General features: G+C 58.9%; 12 protein-coding genes. 6 read left to right on the top strand and 6 right to left on the bottom strand.

From position 1 onward, the window contains the following. Nucleotides 1–93: 93 nt before the first annotated feature. On the bottom strand, nucleotides 94–1,221 hold the full coding sequence (locus tag CAF65_RS06590; protein WP_085715578.1) for a branched-chain amino acid ABC transporter substrate-binding protein: 1,128 nt from the start codon (nucleotides 1,219–1,221) through the stop codon (nucleotides 94–96). Between the two features lie 350 nt (nucleotides 1,222–1,571). Here CAF65_RS06590 and CAF65_RS06585 point away from each other — a divergent pair, with 350 nt between their 5' ends. After that, nucleotides 1,572–1,877, top strand: a complete 306-nt coding sequence (locus CAF65_RS06585) for a DUF2288 domain-containing protein (RefSeq protein ID WP_085715577.1) — start codon at nucleotides 1,572–1,574, stop codon at nucleotides 1,875–1,877. 271 nt (nucleotides 1,878–2,148) lie between these two features. Here the strand turns inward: CAF65_RS06585 and CAF65_RS06580 are convergent, their stop codons facing one another. Continuing rightward, entirely contained in the window at nucleotides 2,149–4,344 is a 2,196-nt protein-coding gene (locus tag CAF65_RS06580) for a hypothetical protein (protein ID WP_085715576.1), read from the bottom strand. Between the two features lie 196 nt (nucleotides 4,345–4,540). Between CAF65_RS06580 and CAF65_RS06575 the strand changes: the two genes are divergently transcribed. Then, the gene (locus CAF65_RS06575) at nucleotides 4,541–5,437 is read left to right on the top strand and encodes an NAD(P)-dependent oxidoreductase (RefSeq protein ID WP_085715575.1); all 897 of its coding nucleotides are present in this window, start codon (nucleotides 4,541–4,543) and stop codon (nucleotides 5,435–5,437) included. Here CAF65_RS06575 and CAF65_RS06570 read toward each other — a convergent pair. Then, the gene (locus CAF65_RS06570; protein WP_371918997.1) at nucleotides 5,394–7,610 is read right to left on the bottom strand and encodes a putative bifunctional diguanylate cyclase/phosphodiesterase; all 2,217 of its coding nucleotides are present in this window, start codon (nucleotides 7,608–7,610) and stop codon (nucleotides 5,394–5,396) included. The two genes, CAF65_RS06575 and CAF65_RS06570, sit on opposite strands and share 44 nt — an antisense overlap. A gap of 147 nt (nucleotides 7,611–7,757) precedes the next feature. Further along, nucleotides 7,758–8,123: a YkgJ family cysteine cluster protein gene (locus CAF65_RS06565; RefSeq protein ID WP_085715573.1), complete on the bottom strand. Its 366-nt coding sequence runs from the start codon at nucleotides 8,121–8,123 to the stop codon at nucleotides 7,758–7,760. Between the two features lie 267 nt (nucleotides 8,124–8,390). Between CAF65_RS06565 and CAF65_RS06560 the strand changes: the two genes are divergently transcribed. Further along, nucleotides 8,391–9,740: an MFS transporter gene (locus CAF65_RS06560; RefSeq protein ID WP_085715572.1), complete on the top strand. Its 1,350-nt coding sequence runs from the start codon at nucleotides 8,391–8,393 to the stop codon at nucleotides 9,738–9,740. Nucleotides 9,741–9,908: 168 nt separating this feature from the next. On the opposite strand, the gene rapA is transcribed toward CAF65_RS06560, so the two are convergent. Continuing rightward, nucleotides 9,909–12,755 (bottom strand): RNA polymerase-associated protein RapA, encoded by a 2,847-nt coding sequence (gene rapA, locus CAF65_RS06555; RefSeq protein ID WP_085715571.1) that lies wholly within the window; start codon nucleotides 12,753–12,755, stop codon nucleotides 9,909–9,911. A gap of 218 nt (nucleotides 12,756–12,973) precedes the next feature. Here rapA and CAF65_RS06550 point away from each other — a divergent pair, with 218 nt between their 5' ends. The 3 genes from CAF65_RS06550 (at nucleotide 12,974) to ccoM (ending at nucleotide 13,831) form a co-directional block, all read left to right on the top strand. Further along, complete coding sequence (locus CAF65_RS06550) at nucleotides 12,974–13,315, top strand: hypothetical protein (RefSeq protein WP_057400799.1); 342 nt, start codon at nucleotides 12,974–12,976, stop codon at nucleotides 13,313–13,315. A 99-nt stretch (nucleotides 13,316–13,414) separates the two neighbouring features. Beyond that, nucleotides 13,415–13,576: a hypothetical protein gene (locus tag CAF65_RS28450; RefSeq protein WP_178076663.1), complete on the top strand. Its 162-nt coding sequence runs from the start codon at nucleotides 13,415–13,417 to the stop codon at nucleotides 13,574–13,576. Nucleotides 13,577–13,720: 144 nt separating this feature from the next. Next, nucleotides 13,721–13,831, top strand: a complete 111-nt coding sequence (gene ccoM, locus CAF65_RS28955; protein WP_008016477.1) for a cytochrome c oxidase subunit CcoM — start codon at nucleotides 13,721–13,723, stop codon at nucleotides 13,829–13,831. 197 nt (nucleotides 13,832–14,028) lie between these two features. On the opposite strand, the gene CAF65_RS06545 is transcribed toward ccoM, so the two are convergent. Beyond that, nucleotides 14,029–15,504: an inorganic phosphate transporter gene (locus CAF65_RS06545; protein WP_085715570.1), complete on the bottom strand. Its 1,476-nt coding sequence runs from the start codon at nucleotides 15,502–15,504 to the stop codon at nucleotides 14,029–14,031. Nucleotides 15,505–15,593 lie beyond the last annotated feature (89 nt).

Genomic DNA, 15,593 nt, shown 5'->3' with positions numbered 1-15,593 from the left:
AGCCAGCTCCCGGATCGCGGGACTCTGACTCATTAATCTCGTAAAACAAAGCCCACTGCTTGCGCAGTGGGCTTCATGACTCGTGGAGCCCGCTTACTGAGGCGAAACTTCGGTCTTTGGTTTACCGAAATGCCACTGATAGACCACGAACTTGAAGTCCTTCAGGTCGCCCTTGTCGTCGAACGACAGATCGCCGGTTGGGGTCTTGAAGGTGCCTTTGTGGATGGCTTCAGCCACCTTGGCGGTGTCTTCGCTCTTGGCGGCCTTGATACCTTCGGCGATCACTTCGACGGCCGAGTAGGCCGGGAACACGAACGGGCCGCTCGGGTCCTGCTTCTTGTCGGCGAAGGCTTGTACCAGCGCCTTGTTGGCAGGGTCCTGGTCGAAGGACTTCGGCAGGGTCACCAGCAGGCCTTCGGAGGCGTTCTGGGCAATTTGCGAGATGGAGTCGTTGCCGACGCCTTCAGGTCCCATGAACTTGGCTTTCAGGCCCTTTTCCTCGGACTGGCGCAGGATCAGGCCCAGCTCCGGGTGGTAGCCGCCGTAGTAAACGAAGTCGACGTTGTTTTGCTTGAGCTTCTGGATGATCGAGGAGAAGTCCTTGTCACCGGCGTTGAGGCCTTCGAACACGGCAACCTTGACGCCTTTCTTCTCAAGGGTCTGTTTCACGGCGGTGGCGATGCCTTCACCGTACTGCTGTTTGTCGTGCAGAACCGCTACGACCTTCGGCTTGACGTGGTCGGCGATGTAGTTGCCGGCGGCGGGGCCCTGGGCGCTGTCCAGACCGATGGTGCGGAACACCAGTTTGTAACCACGGGTGGTGATGTCCGGGTTGGTGGCGGCCGGGGTGATCATGATCACGCCTTCGTCTTCGTAGATGTCCGAAGCCGGTTGAGTGGAGCTGGAGCAGAGGTGACCGACAACGAATTTCACACCATCGTTGACCACTTTGTTGGCGACGGCCACAGCTTGTTTAGGGTCGCACGCGTCGTCGTATTCCTTGGCTTCGAGCATCTTGCCATCGACGCCGCCCTTGGCGTTGATCTGCTCGATGGCCATCTTGGCGCCGATGAACTGCATGTCGCCATATTGAGTGACCGGGCCGGTTTTAGGGCCGGCGATGCCGATCTTGATGGTGTCAGCTGCGAACGAATGGCTGGCAACCCCGGCCAGAACCATAGCGGCAAACAGTTTGGAAATCTGCTTAGTAGCCTTAGTCATAGTGCTCCACTCTTACTGTTGTAATTTTTATAGTCCTGGCGCCGAAAGCAGCAGAACCGGGTCAGATATCTGCGACATTCCCCGGAAAAGTCCCTCGGCAACTGTACCGGTACAGTGTAGAGCGCCGATTGTTGGCCTGGGAAGGCGGCGCCGGGGGACAAAACCTGCAAATGTCGCTTTATTGAAAGAAAAAGACAGAATTGCGGCGTGGTGTCGAGAGGCTTATAGCCGGATTCACTGCACTCCCTGGCTTTCCTGCGCTTTTCATTTCGGTCACTCAATTGCATCCGGGTTTTTCTGCCAGTCCACCGACGTTATCATTCGCGTCGATTTCTTTTCCGGACAGTCCCATGAATCAAGAACCTAGCACCCTCTATGCCAAGCTGCTTGGTGAAACCGCATCTATTTCCTGGAAAGAGCTGGAGCCGTTCTTCGCCAAGGGTGCCCTATTGTGGGTCGATCCCGACCTGGATTTGATCGCCGCCGCCGAGGCCATGGCCCAGGATGAAGGGGAGAAAGTGGCTGCCTGGCTGGCCGCTGACAAGCTCGCCAAGCTGTCTGAAACGCGGGCGCTGGATCTTTTTGAGCGTGATCCGCAGTTGTGGGCCGTGGTTGTTTCGCCGTGGATTCTGATCCAGGAAAGGGCGCAGTCTTAAAAGGTTGCACCAGGTTGGTGCACTCCTTTCAGAGGGAAAAGTGTGTAGCCGAGTAGCGTGATGGCACGTTGCCGTAGAGAAAGGCCACAGCTTCACGGTGACGTAAACGTAACGGGAACAGTTGAGAGGGCAACTGAACGGCTGCTCAATTGTTTCTGGATGTTGATGTTGTGTTGAATCTGAGAACGCCATCGCGAGCAGGGCTCACTCCCACAGGGGTCAGTGATGACCTTGTGGGAGCGAGCCCTGCTCGCGATTGTTGCGAAGCGATTTAGAAGGTTTTACCGGTATGGTTATTCAACGAAATGACCTTGGTCTTGCCGATGCGGTGACGGTAGATCTCGCGCAGGTACTTGATCGCTTTCTTTACGCAGTCGCGTGACAGGCGGATGTCGTTGATCGAGACGAATTTTTCCTTGTCGTTGATCAGTTCGCGGTATTTCTTCTCGTACATCGGCTTGATCGCGTACCAGTTGGTATCGAGGATCTTTGCCGGGTTCTCGAATTCGTTGAGCAAGTCGTCGATGCGGCCTTCGTCGAACTCTTCCTGGACGATGAAGTCCAGGATCGAGTTGTCCAGGGTGTCGTCGAAACGGTAGGCCGACTTTGCAAAGCAGCGCTTGATGAAGGCCACGATCAGCGTCAGGAAGTCATCCGACAGACACGGGCTCTTGGCGATCAGGGTGGTCAGCGACAGGTTGGCCGAGGCACCGATCACCAGCGCATAGCGCTTGAGTGTGGTGTTGGGGAACAGGCTGTTGAGGTGAGTCTTCAACCGGTTCAAGTCCATGTAGGACAGCTTGTAGTCCTTCGGCAAGGAAACGATCGACACTACCGACGAGCAATTCTTGAAGAAGTGCAGGTCATGCAGGGCCGCCGCGTCGTAACCCGAGTTCTTGTACTGCTCCAGCGACGCGCGATAGCGCTTGGACTCGATCGGCAACAGGCTGATGCCTTCGATGGCCTGGGTGACCTTGTTGAAGTGCGGCAGGTCGATCGAACGGAAGAACAGATCGTCGATGTTCAGGCGCTGCGGCTCTTTCTCGAACACCTTGAACTTGTCGCTGCTCGGCGGCGGGGTTTCCGGCACCACGGACTCGGCGTAGGCAATGGCCACCGGGCCGGCCAGGCTCATGAACAGGTCGTTGGCGTCCAGGCGGATGGTTTCGCCGATGTCGATGCCGGCACGACGGAAATAGTTCTGGTCGTAGTCGGTGGTTACCGCCTGGGCCGTCAGGATGTTGAAGATCTGCTGTGAGATGTACTGGTTGGCATGCTTTTCCATCGCATTGACGTCGATGTTCTGGATGTTGCCGTCATCGCTTTCTTCGGCGTAGCGCATGATGTCGTTGGAGATCAGCATCATCGCGTTCCATGGGCGGATACGGCCCATGACGCTGGCTTCGCTGCTGTCCTCGTTGGCGAAGTTGTAGGAGAAGTCCCACTCTTCCGACAGGTATTTGCACAGCAGGCGACCGGCGTTGATGTGCAGCGCCTCGGACATTTCACTGCGGTGATCGGAAATGTTCGGCAGTACACAGATGCCACTGGTGAAGATCGGTTCGAAGACGAAGGAGTGGCCGCTCTTGCTGTCGTGCTCGTCCATCGGTTTGGTGTCGAACGTCTTGTTCATGTACGAATGCTGCTGGGCCAGGCCGAATTCCGAAGCCATGCCCGAGCCGGTACCGCCGCCGGCACTGAAGATCGAGAAATACAGGCGCGACTGGTTGGCCTTGATGCCGCAGCTGTCGATCAGGTACGAGTGAATCATTTTCCAGTCAGGGCTGGAGAAACGCTGGGTGTCCTTGTTCAGGATGATCTTGGCCAGGTACTGGCCGAGGATCGGCGCGTTACCGGCGCCACCGGCGTGGACTTCCGACAAGTCCATGATTTTCATCTTGCTGTAGTCACGCAGGAAACCGCTTTTTTCGCCCTTGCGCGAGAAACGGATGCGTCCGGCGATGTCCTTGTCCAGGTCGCCGAGCATCACCAGTGGCTCGACCAGAAACACCGGCTTGGTGTTTTTGTTCTGGCCCAGGCGCAGGTTGTTGCGGATCCACTGGGCCGGGCTGTAGCCCTTTTCGACAAAACGCTTGTCTGGAGACAGGCGATCTTCGTTATTGAATTCGTTGAGGTAGAACTTGCGGGCGTTGTACACCAGCTCCGCCACGTCCAGCGCAATGTTCGAGCCGCAGCGGCCCAGGCCGATCAGGCACACCGACGGGAACTCCTGGTCGTTGTGCTGTTCGCTGTCGCCTTCCAAGTGCGGTGGGCGCGGGAACACCATGTCGCGCAGGCCGTCGAGGTTATCGAGGATGCGGTCGGTGTTGGTTTCGGTGAAGTACAGGTATTGCTGGGTCGCCAACGGGCGAGATTGAATCAATGGCTTCGGTGATGACGGGCTGTTGGCCGCGGGGCTCAACGTCAGATCGGTTACCGCAGTGGCCGGGTTGTTTTTAGAAGTCATTGTTCGCCATCTACCTGGGCTGATTGGTTGGCCGACTCACTGTCGTCGAACCGTCACGGAATAGAATCGCGTCTTTTTTCAGCGCGTACTTGGACCATGCCTTGGTCTTTAGCCTGAGCATTACTCGGAGTGAATCCTTTCCTAAGTCATGATGGATCGGCCAATATTTGGCGATCTTTAATCAAAAGGAGGCTAAATGATGTCAATGCTACCTTCGCTGGGGTTTGCCGGGATTGGCCTGATGGGGCTGCCGATGTGCCGGCGCCTGCTGGCCGCGGGTTATCCGCTGGCGGTATGGAATCGCAATCCGGACAAGTGCAAGCCGCTGGTGGAGGCAGGCGCACGCCAGGTCGCCAGCCCGGCCGAACTGTGCCAGCACGCCGACGTGGTGATGTTGTGTCTGGCGGATACGTCGGTCGTACGCGAGGTAGTGTTTGGTCCGACAGGCATTGTCGAGGGGGCAAGAAAAGGCCAGTTACTGGTGGATTTCTCCAGTCTGGAGCCCAACGCCACGCGGGAAATGGCCGCAGAACTTGTCGGTAAAACCGGTATGGGCTGGCTCGACACGCCGGTATCCGGTGGCGTGGTCGGTGCCGAGGCTGGAAGCCTGGCAATTATGGTGGGTGGCGAGTCACGGGATCTGGATCGAGTGCGTCCCGTTCTGCTGAGCCTGGGGCAGCGTGTGACGCACATGGGTGGTGTCGGGGCGGGGCAGGTGACCAAGGCGTGCAATCAGATGATCGTTGCCTGCAATGCATTGGTGATTGCCGAAGTGGTCGCGCTGGCCGAACGTTCCGGGGTAGATGCAAGCCTGATCGCCGAAGCGCTGGCCGGCGGCTTTGCCGATTCCAAACCGTTGCAGATCCTGGCCCCGCAGATGGCTGGAAACCGTTTCGAGCCGGTCAAGTGGCACGTGCGCACGTTACTCAAAGATCTGGATACAGCGGTAAAGTTTTCCCGTGAACAAGGCTCGGCGACACCGATAAGCGGATTGGCCGCGCAGTTGATGCGCCTGCATGGGAGTCAGGGTTTCCTTGAAAAAGACCCGTCTACATTAGTGCAGATGTACCGTGAGCCAGACTCAGCGTCGTGACGGTGTAGGCGTGTTTGCGCTGGTTGATTTCGTTCAGCACCGGATGCAGCTCGGCCAGTGGCACCGGTCGACTGAGCAAATAGCCCTGAACGAAGTCACAGTCGTGGTTTTCCAGGAATTGGTATTGCTCGAAGGTTTCGACCCCTTCGGTGACCACTTGCAGGTGCAGGGTATGGGCCATGACGATAATCGCCTGGACAATTTCCATGTCCTGGGTGGCCTTGGGGATGTCCTGGATGAACGAGCGGTCGATTTTCAGCGTGTTGAGGGGCAGGCGCTTGAGGTAGGCCAGGGATGAATAGCCGGTGCCGAAGTCATCGATCGACAGCGACACACCGAGGGCGCGTATCTGCCGCAGCAACACCAGGGTGTTGGCGATATTTCCCATCAAGGCGTTTTCCGTGACTTCCAGCTCCAGCCGGTGGGGCTCCACACCGGCGGCCCGCAATGCATGCTCGATTTCATCGGCCAGTTCTTCGCGCGCCAGGTTCAGCGGCGAGAAATTCACGGCGATCTTGAGGTCTTCACAGCCCTGGCGCGACAACTTGCCCAGATCCTCGCAGGCCTTGCGCAGCACCCAGTTATCCAGCTCGGCGATCAGTCCGTTGGCCTCGGCGATGGCGATAAAACGATCAGGTACGAGCAAACCGTGGACCGGGTGTTGCCAGCGGATCAAGGCTTCGAGCTTGCTGACCTGACCGGTCTTGAGGTCATAGATCGGCTGGTAGTAGAGCATCAGGCCGGTGTCTTCGCGCAGGGCGTGGCGCAACTCTTCTTCCAGTTGCAGCTCCAGCGTGGCGCGGGTTTTCAGGTTGGCGCTGAAAAAATTCAAGCCGTTGCGGCCGCTGCCCTTGGACTGATACAGCGCCAGGTCGGCGTTCTTCAGCAGTTCCTCACATGTCTTGCCGTCTTCCGGAAACAGGCTGATGCCGATGCTGGTGGTCATGACCATGCGCCGGCCGGCCAGCTCGATGGGTTCCTTCATTTTCAGCATGATGCGTTGAGCCAACTGCCGTGCTTCGTCACGGTCATGCAGGTCAATGAGCAGGCAGAACTCGTCGCCACCCAAGCGTGCGACCACATCTTCGTGACTGCGAACCGAGCTCTTGATGTGCCCGGCAAGCACTTTGAGCAGTTCGTCACCGGCATCGTGGCCAAGGCTGTCATTGATCCGCTTGAAATGATCGATGTCCAGGAACAGGACCGCCAGCATCCCGGTCTCATTGGTTTTCTCGATGAGCTTTTCGGCGAAGACCTGGTTGAACCCGCGGCGATTGATCAAGTTGGTCAGCGGGTCGTAGTGCGCCACCTGTTGCAGCGACATGCGGGCTTGGTCGAGCTGGCTGAGCAGGGAGTTGACCCGCTGCAGGTCGCGGTCCTTGTGTTGCAGTTTCTTGTCCGCCAATGCCGCGCTGATGCTGCTGCCGATGATTAGCAGGGTCATGACCGTCACGGTCAACGCCAGTTGCAGATGGCTTTGTTCGCTGGATTGCACTGGCAGGCTGTCGTTGGGCAGTACCAGGTTGAAGGCGGCCATGGCAGTGAGGTGCATACTGAGGATGCCCACCCCGAGCAACAGGCTGGCGCAGTATTTGAAGAGCTGATGCAGCATGCCGGCGCCATTGCGCAGATACCATGCCAGCAACAAGGCTGCCAGCGCAGCACCGATCGCGAGCGCGATGGAAAGGGCAAACAGCCCCGGATGGTAATAGACCAAGGCACTGGAATGCATGGCCGTCATGCCCACGTAATGCATGGTCGCGATACCCAGGCCAATCCCGATCGATGCCATGAGGCACTGTTGCAAATTCAAATCGGGGAGGCTGAGGGTATGCATTGCCAGCCATGCGGCGAGCAGCGCGATGGTTAGCGAGAACACCGTGACAGGCAATTGGTAGTAAAGACCGATAGGCGCCTGGAATGCCAGCATCGCGACAAAATGCATGGCCCAGATACCGCCGGCCAGGCATCCGCTGCCCACCCAGCGCCAGCGCGTTTTGGATGCGGACTTTTCAGCGTGAGCAACCCGTTCGGCCATGTCCAGTGTCGCGAAACAGCCGACACAGGCGACCAGATAAGCCAGCAGCACCAGAAAAGGGTCATGTGTGCAATTGAGTATGACCTGCCCACTCTCTGGTAGCTCGGTAATGAAATGCAAACCAAGCCACTCCATAGAATGCCCCATAGTTATCCCTCAGGCCGGTGCAAGGAGCGCCGGCGAATGCCTTGGAGTATAGAGGGCAAGGATGGAGCGCAAGCGATAGTGGCACATTGGCACCAATCATTTTGATATTAATCTAATAGCGATTGGTACTATTGCTCAGGCGATTTGCTTCTGAGGCGTCTCGAACGCGGGTTGCAGGGCCGGCAAGCCGAATGCGGCACGGGCCGCGTCGCAATCGGGGTTGGCCTGGCCATCGACCCATGAAGCGTCGAATTCCCGGCAGGTGCTGGAGCGTTTTTCGTAAATCGAGCACTGCACCGTACTGCCTACGTCTCCCACCAGGCTGGTGCAGCGCACGGGTTTGCAGCCAGTGCCGATCATCGCGACCCGGCTGGGGCTGATCTGCTCGACAAGCTCATCGGGTACCGTCCCCCCGGCAGAGGCGCATTCACCCCAGAAAAATGACACGCGAAAATGAGAACAGCAGGCACCGCAATTCAGACACGGACTGGCTTCGGACATGGGCGATTATCGTAAGGAGGAGTGGAGACACAAGGGGGAGCAAGGCCGCTATTCTAGGCTTCGCCAACGGCTTGGGAAGGGGGGAAGAAAGGTATTTTTCATCGGCCTGACGGGCTGTGAAATACCCGTCCTGCGAAAGCGCCTGCAAGTTGCGTCCCATGGGTTGGTATCAGTCTGGCGAATAATGAAAGACAGGTGTGGCCGGCCTGTCTAGATTGCAAAGTCCGGGGGCAGTGACGCCCCAAAAACAATAAAAGAGACGGACCCATGCAGAACTCGACCCAAGCGGCCAATGCCTGGCGCATCCTGTTCCTGTTGTTCCTGGCCAACCTGTTCAATTTTTTCGACCGTACCATCCCGGCCATCATCATCGAACCCATTCGCATGGAATGGCACCTCAGTGATTTCCAGTTGGGAATCATCGGTACGGCTTTCACCATCGTCTACGCCATTGCCGGCTTGCCGTTGGGGCGGGTGGCCGATACCGGTTCGCGCAGCAAACTGATGGGCTGGGGGCTGGCAGTGTGGAGCGGGTTGACCGCCGTCAACGGTATGGTGGGCAGCTTCTGGAGCTTCCTGGTCGTGCGCATGGGGATCGGCATCGGCGAGGCCAGTTACGCGCCAGCCGCTAACTCGTTGATCGGCGACTTGTTTCCGGCGCATCGCCGGGCGCGGGCCATGGGTATCTTCATGCTCGGGCTGCCGTTGGGGCTGTTGCTGGCGTTCTTCACCATCGGCGCGATGGTCAAGGCTTTCGATAGCTGGCGCGCGCCGTTCTTTATCGCGGCGGTGCCCGGGCTGTTCCTCGCGATCTTCATGTTTTTCATCAAGGAACCGAAACGCGGCGCCGCCGAGAGCGTTCAGGTGTCGCAGGAAAAGATCGATCGGCCGATCCGTCGGGTATTGGCTGTGCCGACCTTCCTGTGGCTGGTGCTGGCAGGTCTGTGTTTCAACTTCGCCACCTATGCCTGCAACTCGTTTCTGGTGCCGATGTTGCAACGGTATTTCCTCATGCCGTTGCAGGATGCCGCGGTCGCCACCGGAGTCATTGTCGGCGTGACCGGGTTGGTCGGCCTGACCCTTGGTGGTTGGATCGCGGACAGGATTCACCAGCGGATTGCCAACGGGCGGCTGTTGTTTGCAGCGTTCAGCCTGATGATTTCGACGGTTTGCACCGCGTGGGCGCTGCATTCCGGGCGCATCGAGATCGGTGTGTTTGTCGCCGTATTCAGCGTTGGCTGGTTGTTCGCCTACAACTTCTACACCTGCGTGTATACGGCGATGCAGGATGTGGTGGAGCCGCGGTTGCGGGCGACGGCCATGGCATTGTTCTTTGCCGGGTTGTACCTGTTGGGCGGCGGCCTGGGGCCGGTGGTGGTCGGGGCCTTGTCAGATCACTTTGCCCACTCGGCGATGCTGGCGGCCGGTGCCGGGCAGATGACCGAAGCCTTCAAGGCGATCGGCCTGCACGATGCGATGTACCTGATTCCGGTGGCGCTGTTTTTCACCGTGGTGTTTCTGTTCCTGGCTTCGCGATGTTTTGTGCGCGATGCCAAGCGAATGAAGGCGGGGTTGGTGGCGGTGGTTGAGCCAGTGGAAGCTATAGCGACTGCATAATCGTTTTCGCGAGCGGGCTCGCTCCCACATTGGATCTTCGGTGCAAATGAGATCTTTGGGGGAGCGAGCCTGCTCGCGATGAGGCCATCCACATCACTACAACAATCAGATAAACAAAAAGGCCCGCATCACTGCGGGCCTTTTTTTCAGCAAGGTGCAGCAGGGGAATTAACCCGCCACCAGCACCCGAATCGCTTCCAGTCGCAGCGCAGCCTTGTCGAGCATGGCCAGGCCTTGCTCGCGTTGTTTGCGCAGGGCAACCAGTTCACTGTCGCGCACGGTCGGGTTGACCGCTTGCAACGCGGTCAGGCGCGCCAGTTCTTCTTCGGTATCGGCGGCCAGGCGACGCTGCGCCTCGGCGACACGCTCAGTGTGGCGAGGCAGGACCTTCGCTTCGCCGGCATTGATCCGTGGCGTCAGTTGGTCGCGCTGGGCCTGGATGAACTTGTTGGCGCTGGCACGCGGCACGCTTTCGAGCTGATCGTTCAAGGTTTCGAACGACACGCGGGCCGACAGGTCGTTGCCATTGATATCAAGCAGGCAGCGCAGGGCGGCCGGCGGCAGGTAGCGGCCCAGTTGCAGTGAGCGCGGGGCAACCACTTCGCTGACATACAGCAGTTCCAGCAACACGGTGCCCGGCTTGAGTGCCTTGTTCTTGATCAGCGCCACGGCGGTGTTGCCCATGGAGCCGGACAGCACCAGATCCATGCCGCCCTGAACCATCGGGTGCTCCCAGGTGATGAATTGCATGTCTTCGCGAGACAGCGCCTGGTTACGGTCGTAAGTGATGGTCACGCCTTCGTCGTCGCCCAGCGGGAAGCTGGCGTCGAGCATTTTTTCGCTCGGCTTGAGGATCAGCGCGTTTTCCGAGTGGTCTTCGCTGTCGATGCCAAAGGCGTCAAACAGGGTTTCCATGTAGATCGGCAGCGCGAACTGATCGTCCTGCTCAAGGATATCTTCCACCAGTGCATCGCCTTCGCCCGCGCCACCGGAGTTCAGCTCCAGCAAGCGGTCACGGCCGGTGTGCAGCTCGGCTTCCAGGCGCTCACGCTCGGTGCGGGCTTCGTCGATCAGCGCTTGCCATTCGACATCGTCGGCTTCTTCGAGCAGCGGCAGCAGGCGCGGGCCGAACTGGTGCTGCAAGGCGTTGCCGGTCGGGCAGGTGTTGAGGAAGGCGTTCAGTGCTTCGTGGTACCACTGGAACAGGCGCTCTTGCGGGCTGGTTTCCAGGTACGGCACATGCAGTTCGATGACGTGTTTCTGGCCGATCCGGTCCAGTCGACCGATACGTTGTTCCAGCAGGTCCGGGTGGGACGGCAGGTCGAACAGCACCAGGTGATGGGAGAACTGGAAGTTTCGACCTTCACTGCCGATTTCCGAGCAGATCAGCACTTGTGCGCCAAACTCTTCGTCGGCGAAGTAGGCGGCGGCGCGGTCACGCTCGAGGATGTTCATGCCTTCGTGGAACACCGTGGCCGGAATGCCGGAACGCACGCGCAGGGCGTCTTCCAGGTCCATGGCGGTTTCGGCGTGGGCGCAGATCACCAGCACTTTGGTGCGCTTGAGCATCTTCAGCTGATCGATCAGCCATTCGACGCGCGGGTCGAATTTCCACCAGCGTTCTTCTTCGCTGGTATCCGGTTGGGCCTGGAAGCTGACTTCCGGGTACAGCTCGGCGTGATCGCCCAACGGCAGTTCGAGGTATTCGTCCGGGCATGGCAGCGGGTACGGGTGCAGCTTGCGCTCCGGGAAACCCTGCACGGCGGCGCGGGTGTTACGGAACAGCACGCGGCCGGTACCGTGACGGTCGAGCAATTCGCGCACGAGGCGGGCGCTGGCTTCGGTGTCGCCATCGTTGACGGCGGCCAGCAGGGCTTCGCCTTCGTTACCGAGGAAACCGTGGATGGTCTGGTGGGCTTGCGGCGAAAGGCGTCCCTTGTCCAGCAACTCCTGAACGGCTTCAGCCACCGGGCGATAGTTTTCGCTCTCGGCGCGGAAGGCCTGCAGGTCGTGGAAACGGTTCGGGTCGAGCAGGCGCAGACGAGCGAAGTGGCTGTCCTGGCCCAATTGTTCCGGGGTGGCGGTCAACAGCAGCACGCCGGGAATGGTTTCGGCGAGTTGCTCGACCAGTGAGTATTCAGGGCTGATCTGATCTTCGTGCCACACCAGGTGGTGAGCCTCGTCGACCACCAGCAAGTCCCAGCCTGCCGCGAACAGTGCGTCCTGGGCTTTCTCGTCGTCCACCAGCCACTCAAGGGCGACCAGTGCGAGCTGGGTGTCTTCGAACGGGTTGCTGGCATCGCTTTCGATGAAGCGCTCTTCGTCGAACAGCGCAACCTGCAGGTTGAAGCGACGGCGCATTTCTACCAGCCACTGGTGTTGCAGGTTCTCCGGAACCAGGATCAGCACACGGCTGGCGCGGCCCGAGAGCAATTGGCGATGGATCACCAGGCCGGCTTCGATGGTTTTGCCCAGGCCCACTTCGTCGGCCAGCAGAACCCGTGGCGCGATACGGTCGGCGACTTCGCGAGCAATGTGCAATTGGTGCGCGATCGGTTGCGCACGCACGCCGCCCAGCCCCCAAAGGGAGGACTGCAACTGGCGGCTGGTATGTTCCAGGGTGTGATAACGCAGGGAGAACCAGGCCAGCGGGTCGATCTGGCCGGCGAACAGACGGTCGCTGGCCAGGCGGAACTGGATGAAGTTCGACAGTTGGGTTTCCGGCAGGGTGACCACGTCGTTCTGCCCGTTGAGGCCGTGGTAAACCAGCAGGCCATCAATGTCGTCGACTTCGCGGACGGTCAGTTTCCAGCCTTCGAAGTGAGTGATGGTGTCACCCGGCGAAAACCGCACGCGGGTAAGAGGCGCATTCCGAAGCGCGTACTGGCGAGTGTCGCCAGTGGCCGGGTAGAGCACGGTCAACAAGCGGCCGTCCTGTGCCAGAACGGTGCCTAATCCCAGCTCGGCTTCGCTGTCACTGATCCAGCGTTGCCCCGGTTGATACTGCTGCGCCATGCTGCCTGACTCCCACCTTGAAAAAGCGGGCTATCTTAACGGAATGAGGGCTTCAGGGCCAAAGGACTCTCAGAAAAACTCACAGTCTTACGTTAGCCCACGTATGCATGACGCGCCGCTCGGTGCACTAATGAGTGCCAATTGGGTCACAGTTTGCGACCGATGGCTCAAGTCGCCATCCCCGCAGCCGACAGCCTGCTGACAGGAGACCGAAAATCATGCTGCCACCGATGCTCCCCCTGAGTGCCGTGCCGATCACTTCACAAACCGACCCGATCCGCCAGCGTCCGGATATTCCACCAGTGGTGCCGGTGCAGGAAAGCTCCAGTGAAAGCACCATTGACCTGCAAAAGCGCAATCCTGAAGAGGACGGGGCAGTGCTGCGCGAGGAGCAGCGCCGCAGGCAGGAGCAGGAAAGGCGCCGTCGTGAAGCCGATAATGACCCCGAGGCTCACCTGGCGATTCCCGGTGATGAGCTCAATGCCGACAACACCGTACCGGTGGCGCCGCTGATGGAAGATCAGCCGCGGCAGGGACTGTGGGTCGATATCGAGATTTGAGCGCAGACTGGTCAGCGCGGCCGTCAGGCCGCATTATTGACGCAGGGTTGCCGAACGCTACGGCGGCTGACACTCATTTCAAGCGATGCACTGACCGCCATGAGCCAAGACGACAAACTGATCGACCTCAATGCTGAACGCGCCAAGCGTGTTCATGACCTCAATGACAAGCGGCTCAATGAAGTTCGCCAGGCGTTCGAGCAAGCCATGCCATTGGGCAAGGCGAGGAAAAAGCCGAAAAACAAACCGAAAAAACGCTGACCCCACCCCGCATTCATTGATGCGGGTCAAACATCTCCCTTCCTCTTGCCCGGTCTCGGGCGACATTGATCCCGGTCAATATTCTGTCCTGCCCGTTTGGTTAACTTAGCCCTATCGCAACAGGGCAAGTGCAGGAGACGCGTCATGTTTTTCGACAACGTGGTGATCGCCGGGGTGCTGACTGTCAGCCTCATGTTGGTTTTTTTTGCAGGTTTCGGATTTTTTATCTGGAAGGACTCGCACAAGCGGAAATAACCGCAGGTCTTTCTGGATGTAATGAGCACGCAAGGCATTTTGGGCAACTTCGGTTGCCCTTTTTTTTGCCTGAGATTTGAGGATGTACACAAGATAAGGGTGGGGCTTGCTCCCACATTATTTGTGTAGTGTCGGATGTAGCCGGCAATAAAAAAGGCGCGTTCCTTGCGGAGCGCGCCTTTTTCGATGCGGCTGTATCAGCTACCCAGTGCCTTCGAGGCCAGCCAGAACAACCCGGCCGACAGGGCCACGGTGGCTGGCAGGGTCAACACCCAGGCCAGCAGGATGGTTTTGACGGTGCCGCCTTGCAGGCCACTTTTGTTGGCGACCATGGTGCCCGCCACGCCGGAGGACAGCACGTGGGTGGTGGAAACCGGCAGGCTGAAGACGTTCGCCATGCCAATCAGGCTGGCGGTGGTGATCTGCGCCGACATGCCCTGGGAGTAAGTCATGCCTTGCTTGCCGATCTTCTCGCCGATGGTCAGTACAACGCGTTTCCAGCCGACCATGGTGCCCAGGCCCAAGGCCAGTGCTACCGCCAGAATCACCCAGAACGGGGCGTATTCAGTGGTCGTGGTCAGGTCTTTGCGCAATTTGTCCAGGTCGGCCTTTTCACGCGCCCCAAGAGTTGGCAACTTGCTGACTTTCTTCGCGGTGTCGTCCAGGCAGAGCAGGTAACGACGTACTTCGATACGGCTTTCCGCCGACAGCGAATGGTAGTCGGCTACACCATTGAGGGTGCCAAGCAGGGCGGTAATGGTCGGTTCGGTCTGTTGCGGGTTGCAACGGAATTTCTCCGGCAAGTCACCGTCCAGGCTCTTGCCCAGGGCCAGGAACTCGCCCAGGGTTTCGGAATTGCGCTGGTAGAACTGGTTCAGGTGCAGGGTCGCGTCGCGAGTCCGCTCGATCTGATAAGTTGTGCTGTTCAGGTCGAGGACGAACTGGGCCGGCACGATACCGATCAGCACCAGCATGATCAGGCCGATACCTTTCTGGCCATCGTTGGAACCGTGTACGAAACTCACGGCCATGGCCGAGATCACCAGTACCAGGCGATTCCAGAACGGCGGGTGTTTCTTGTCGTCGATCTTGCGGCGCTGTTCCGGCGTCTTGTGCATCTTCGACAGCGGACGCCACCATTTAAGACCGATCAGGACCAGCGCGGCGATCAGGAAGCCTGCCATTGGCGAGAACACCAGCGACATGCCGATATCGATCGCCTTTTGCCAGTTCACCCCGTCGGCCAACGGAATTTCGTTGATCAGCGCGTTGGCCAGGCCCACGCCGAGGATCGAACCGATCAGCGTGTGGGAGCTGGAGGCGGGGATACCGAAGTACCAGGTACCCAGGTTCCAGGTGATGGCTGCGGCGAGCAACGAGAACACCATGGCCAGTCCGTGACCGGTGTTCACATTGATCAGCAGTTCTACCGGCAGCAGGTGGACGATGGCATACGCCACGCCGACCCCGCCCAGCAGCACGCCGAGGAAGTTGAATACACCGGAGAAGAACACCGCCAGGTGAGGCGGCATGGCTTTGGTGTAGATAACGGTGGCCACCGCGTTAGCGGTGTCATGAAAGCCGTTGATGAACTCGAAGGCGAGGACAAAGGCCAGGGCGAGCAAGAGGCTCACAAGCACCCAAGCATCCAGTCCGCTGAATAAATCGATCATGAAGGTTTTCTGACCCGGTCATAAGGGGGCGCGATTATGCCAGAAAAGACTGCTAATCAACGCACTAGCTGCTCATCGGTAACAATCTT

The organism is Pseudomonas sp. B28(2017), from assembly GCF_002113025.1.
Classification (GTDB): domain Bacteria; phylum Pseudomonadota; class Gammaproteobacteria; order Pseudomonadales; family Pseudomonadaceae; genus Aquipseudomonas.
Note: the sequence above shows the minus strand (reverse complement) of the source record. Positions and strands in the feature narration are given on the sequence as shown.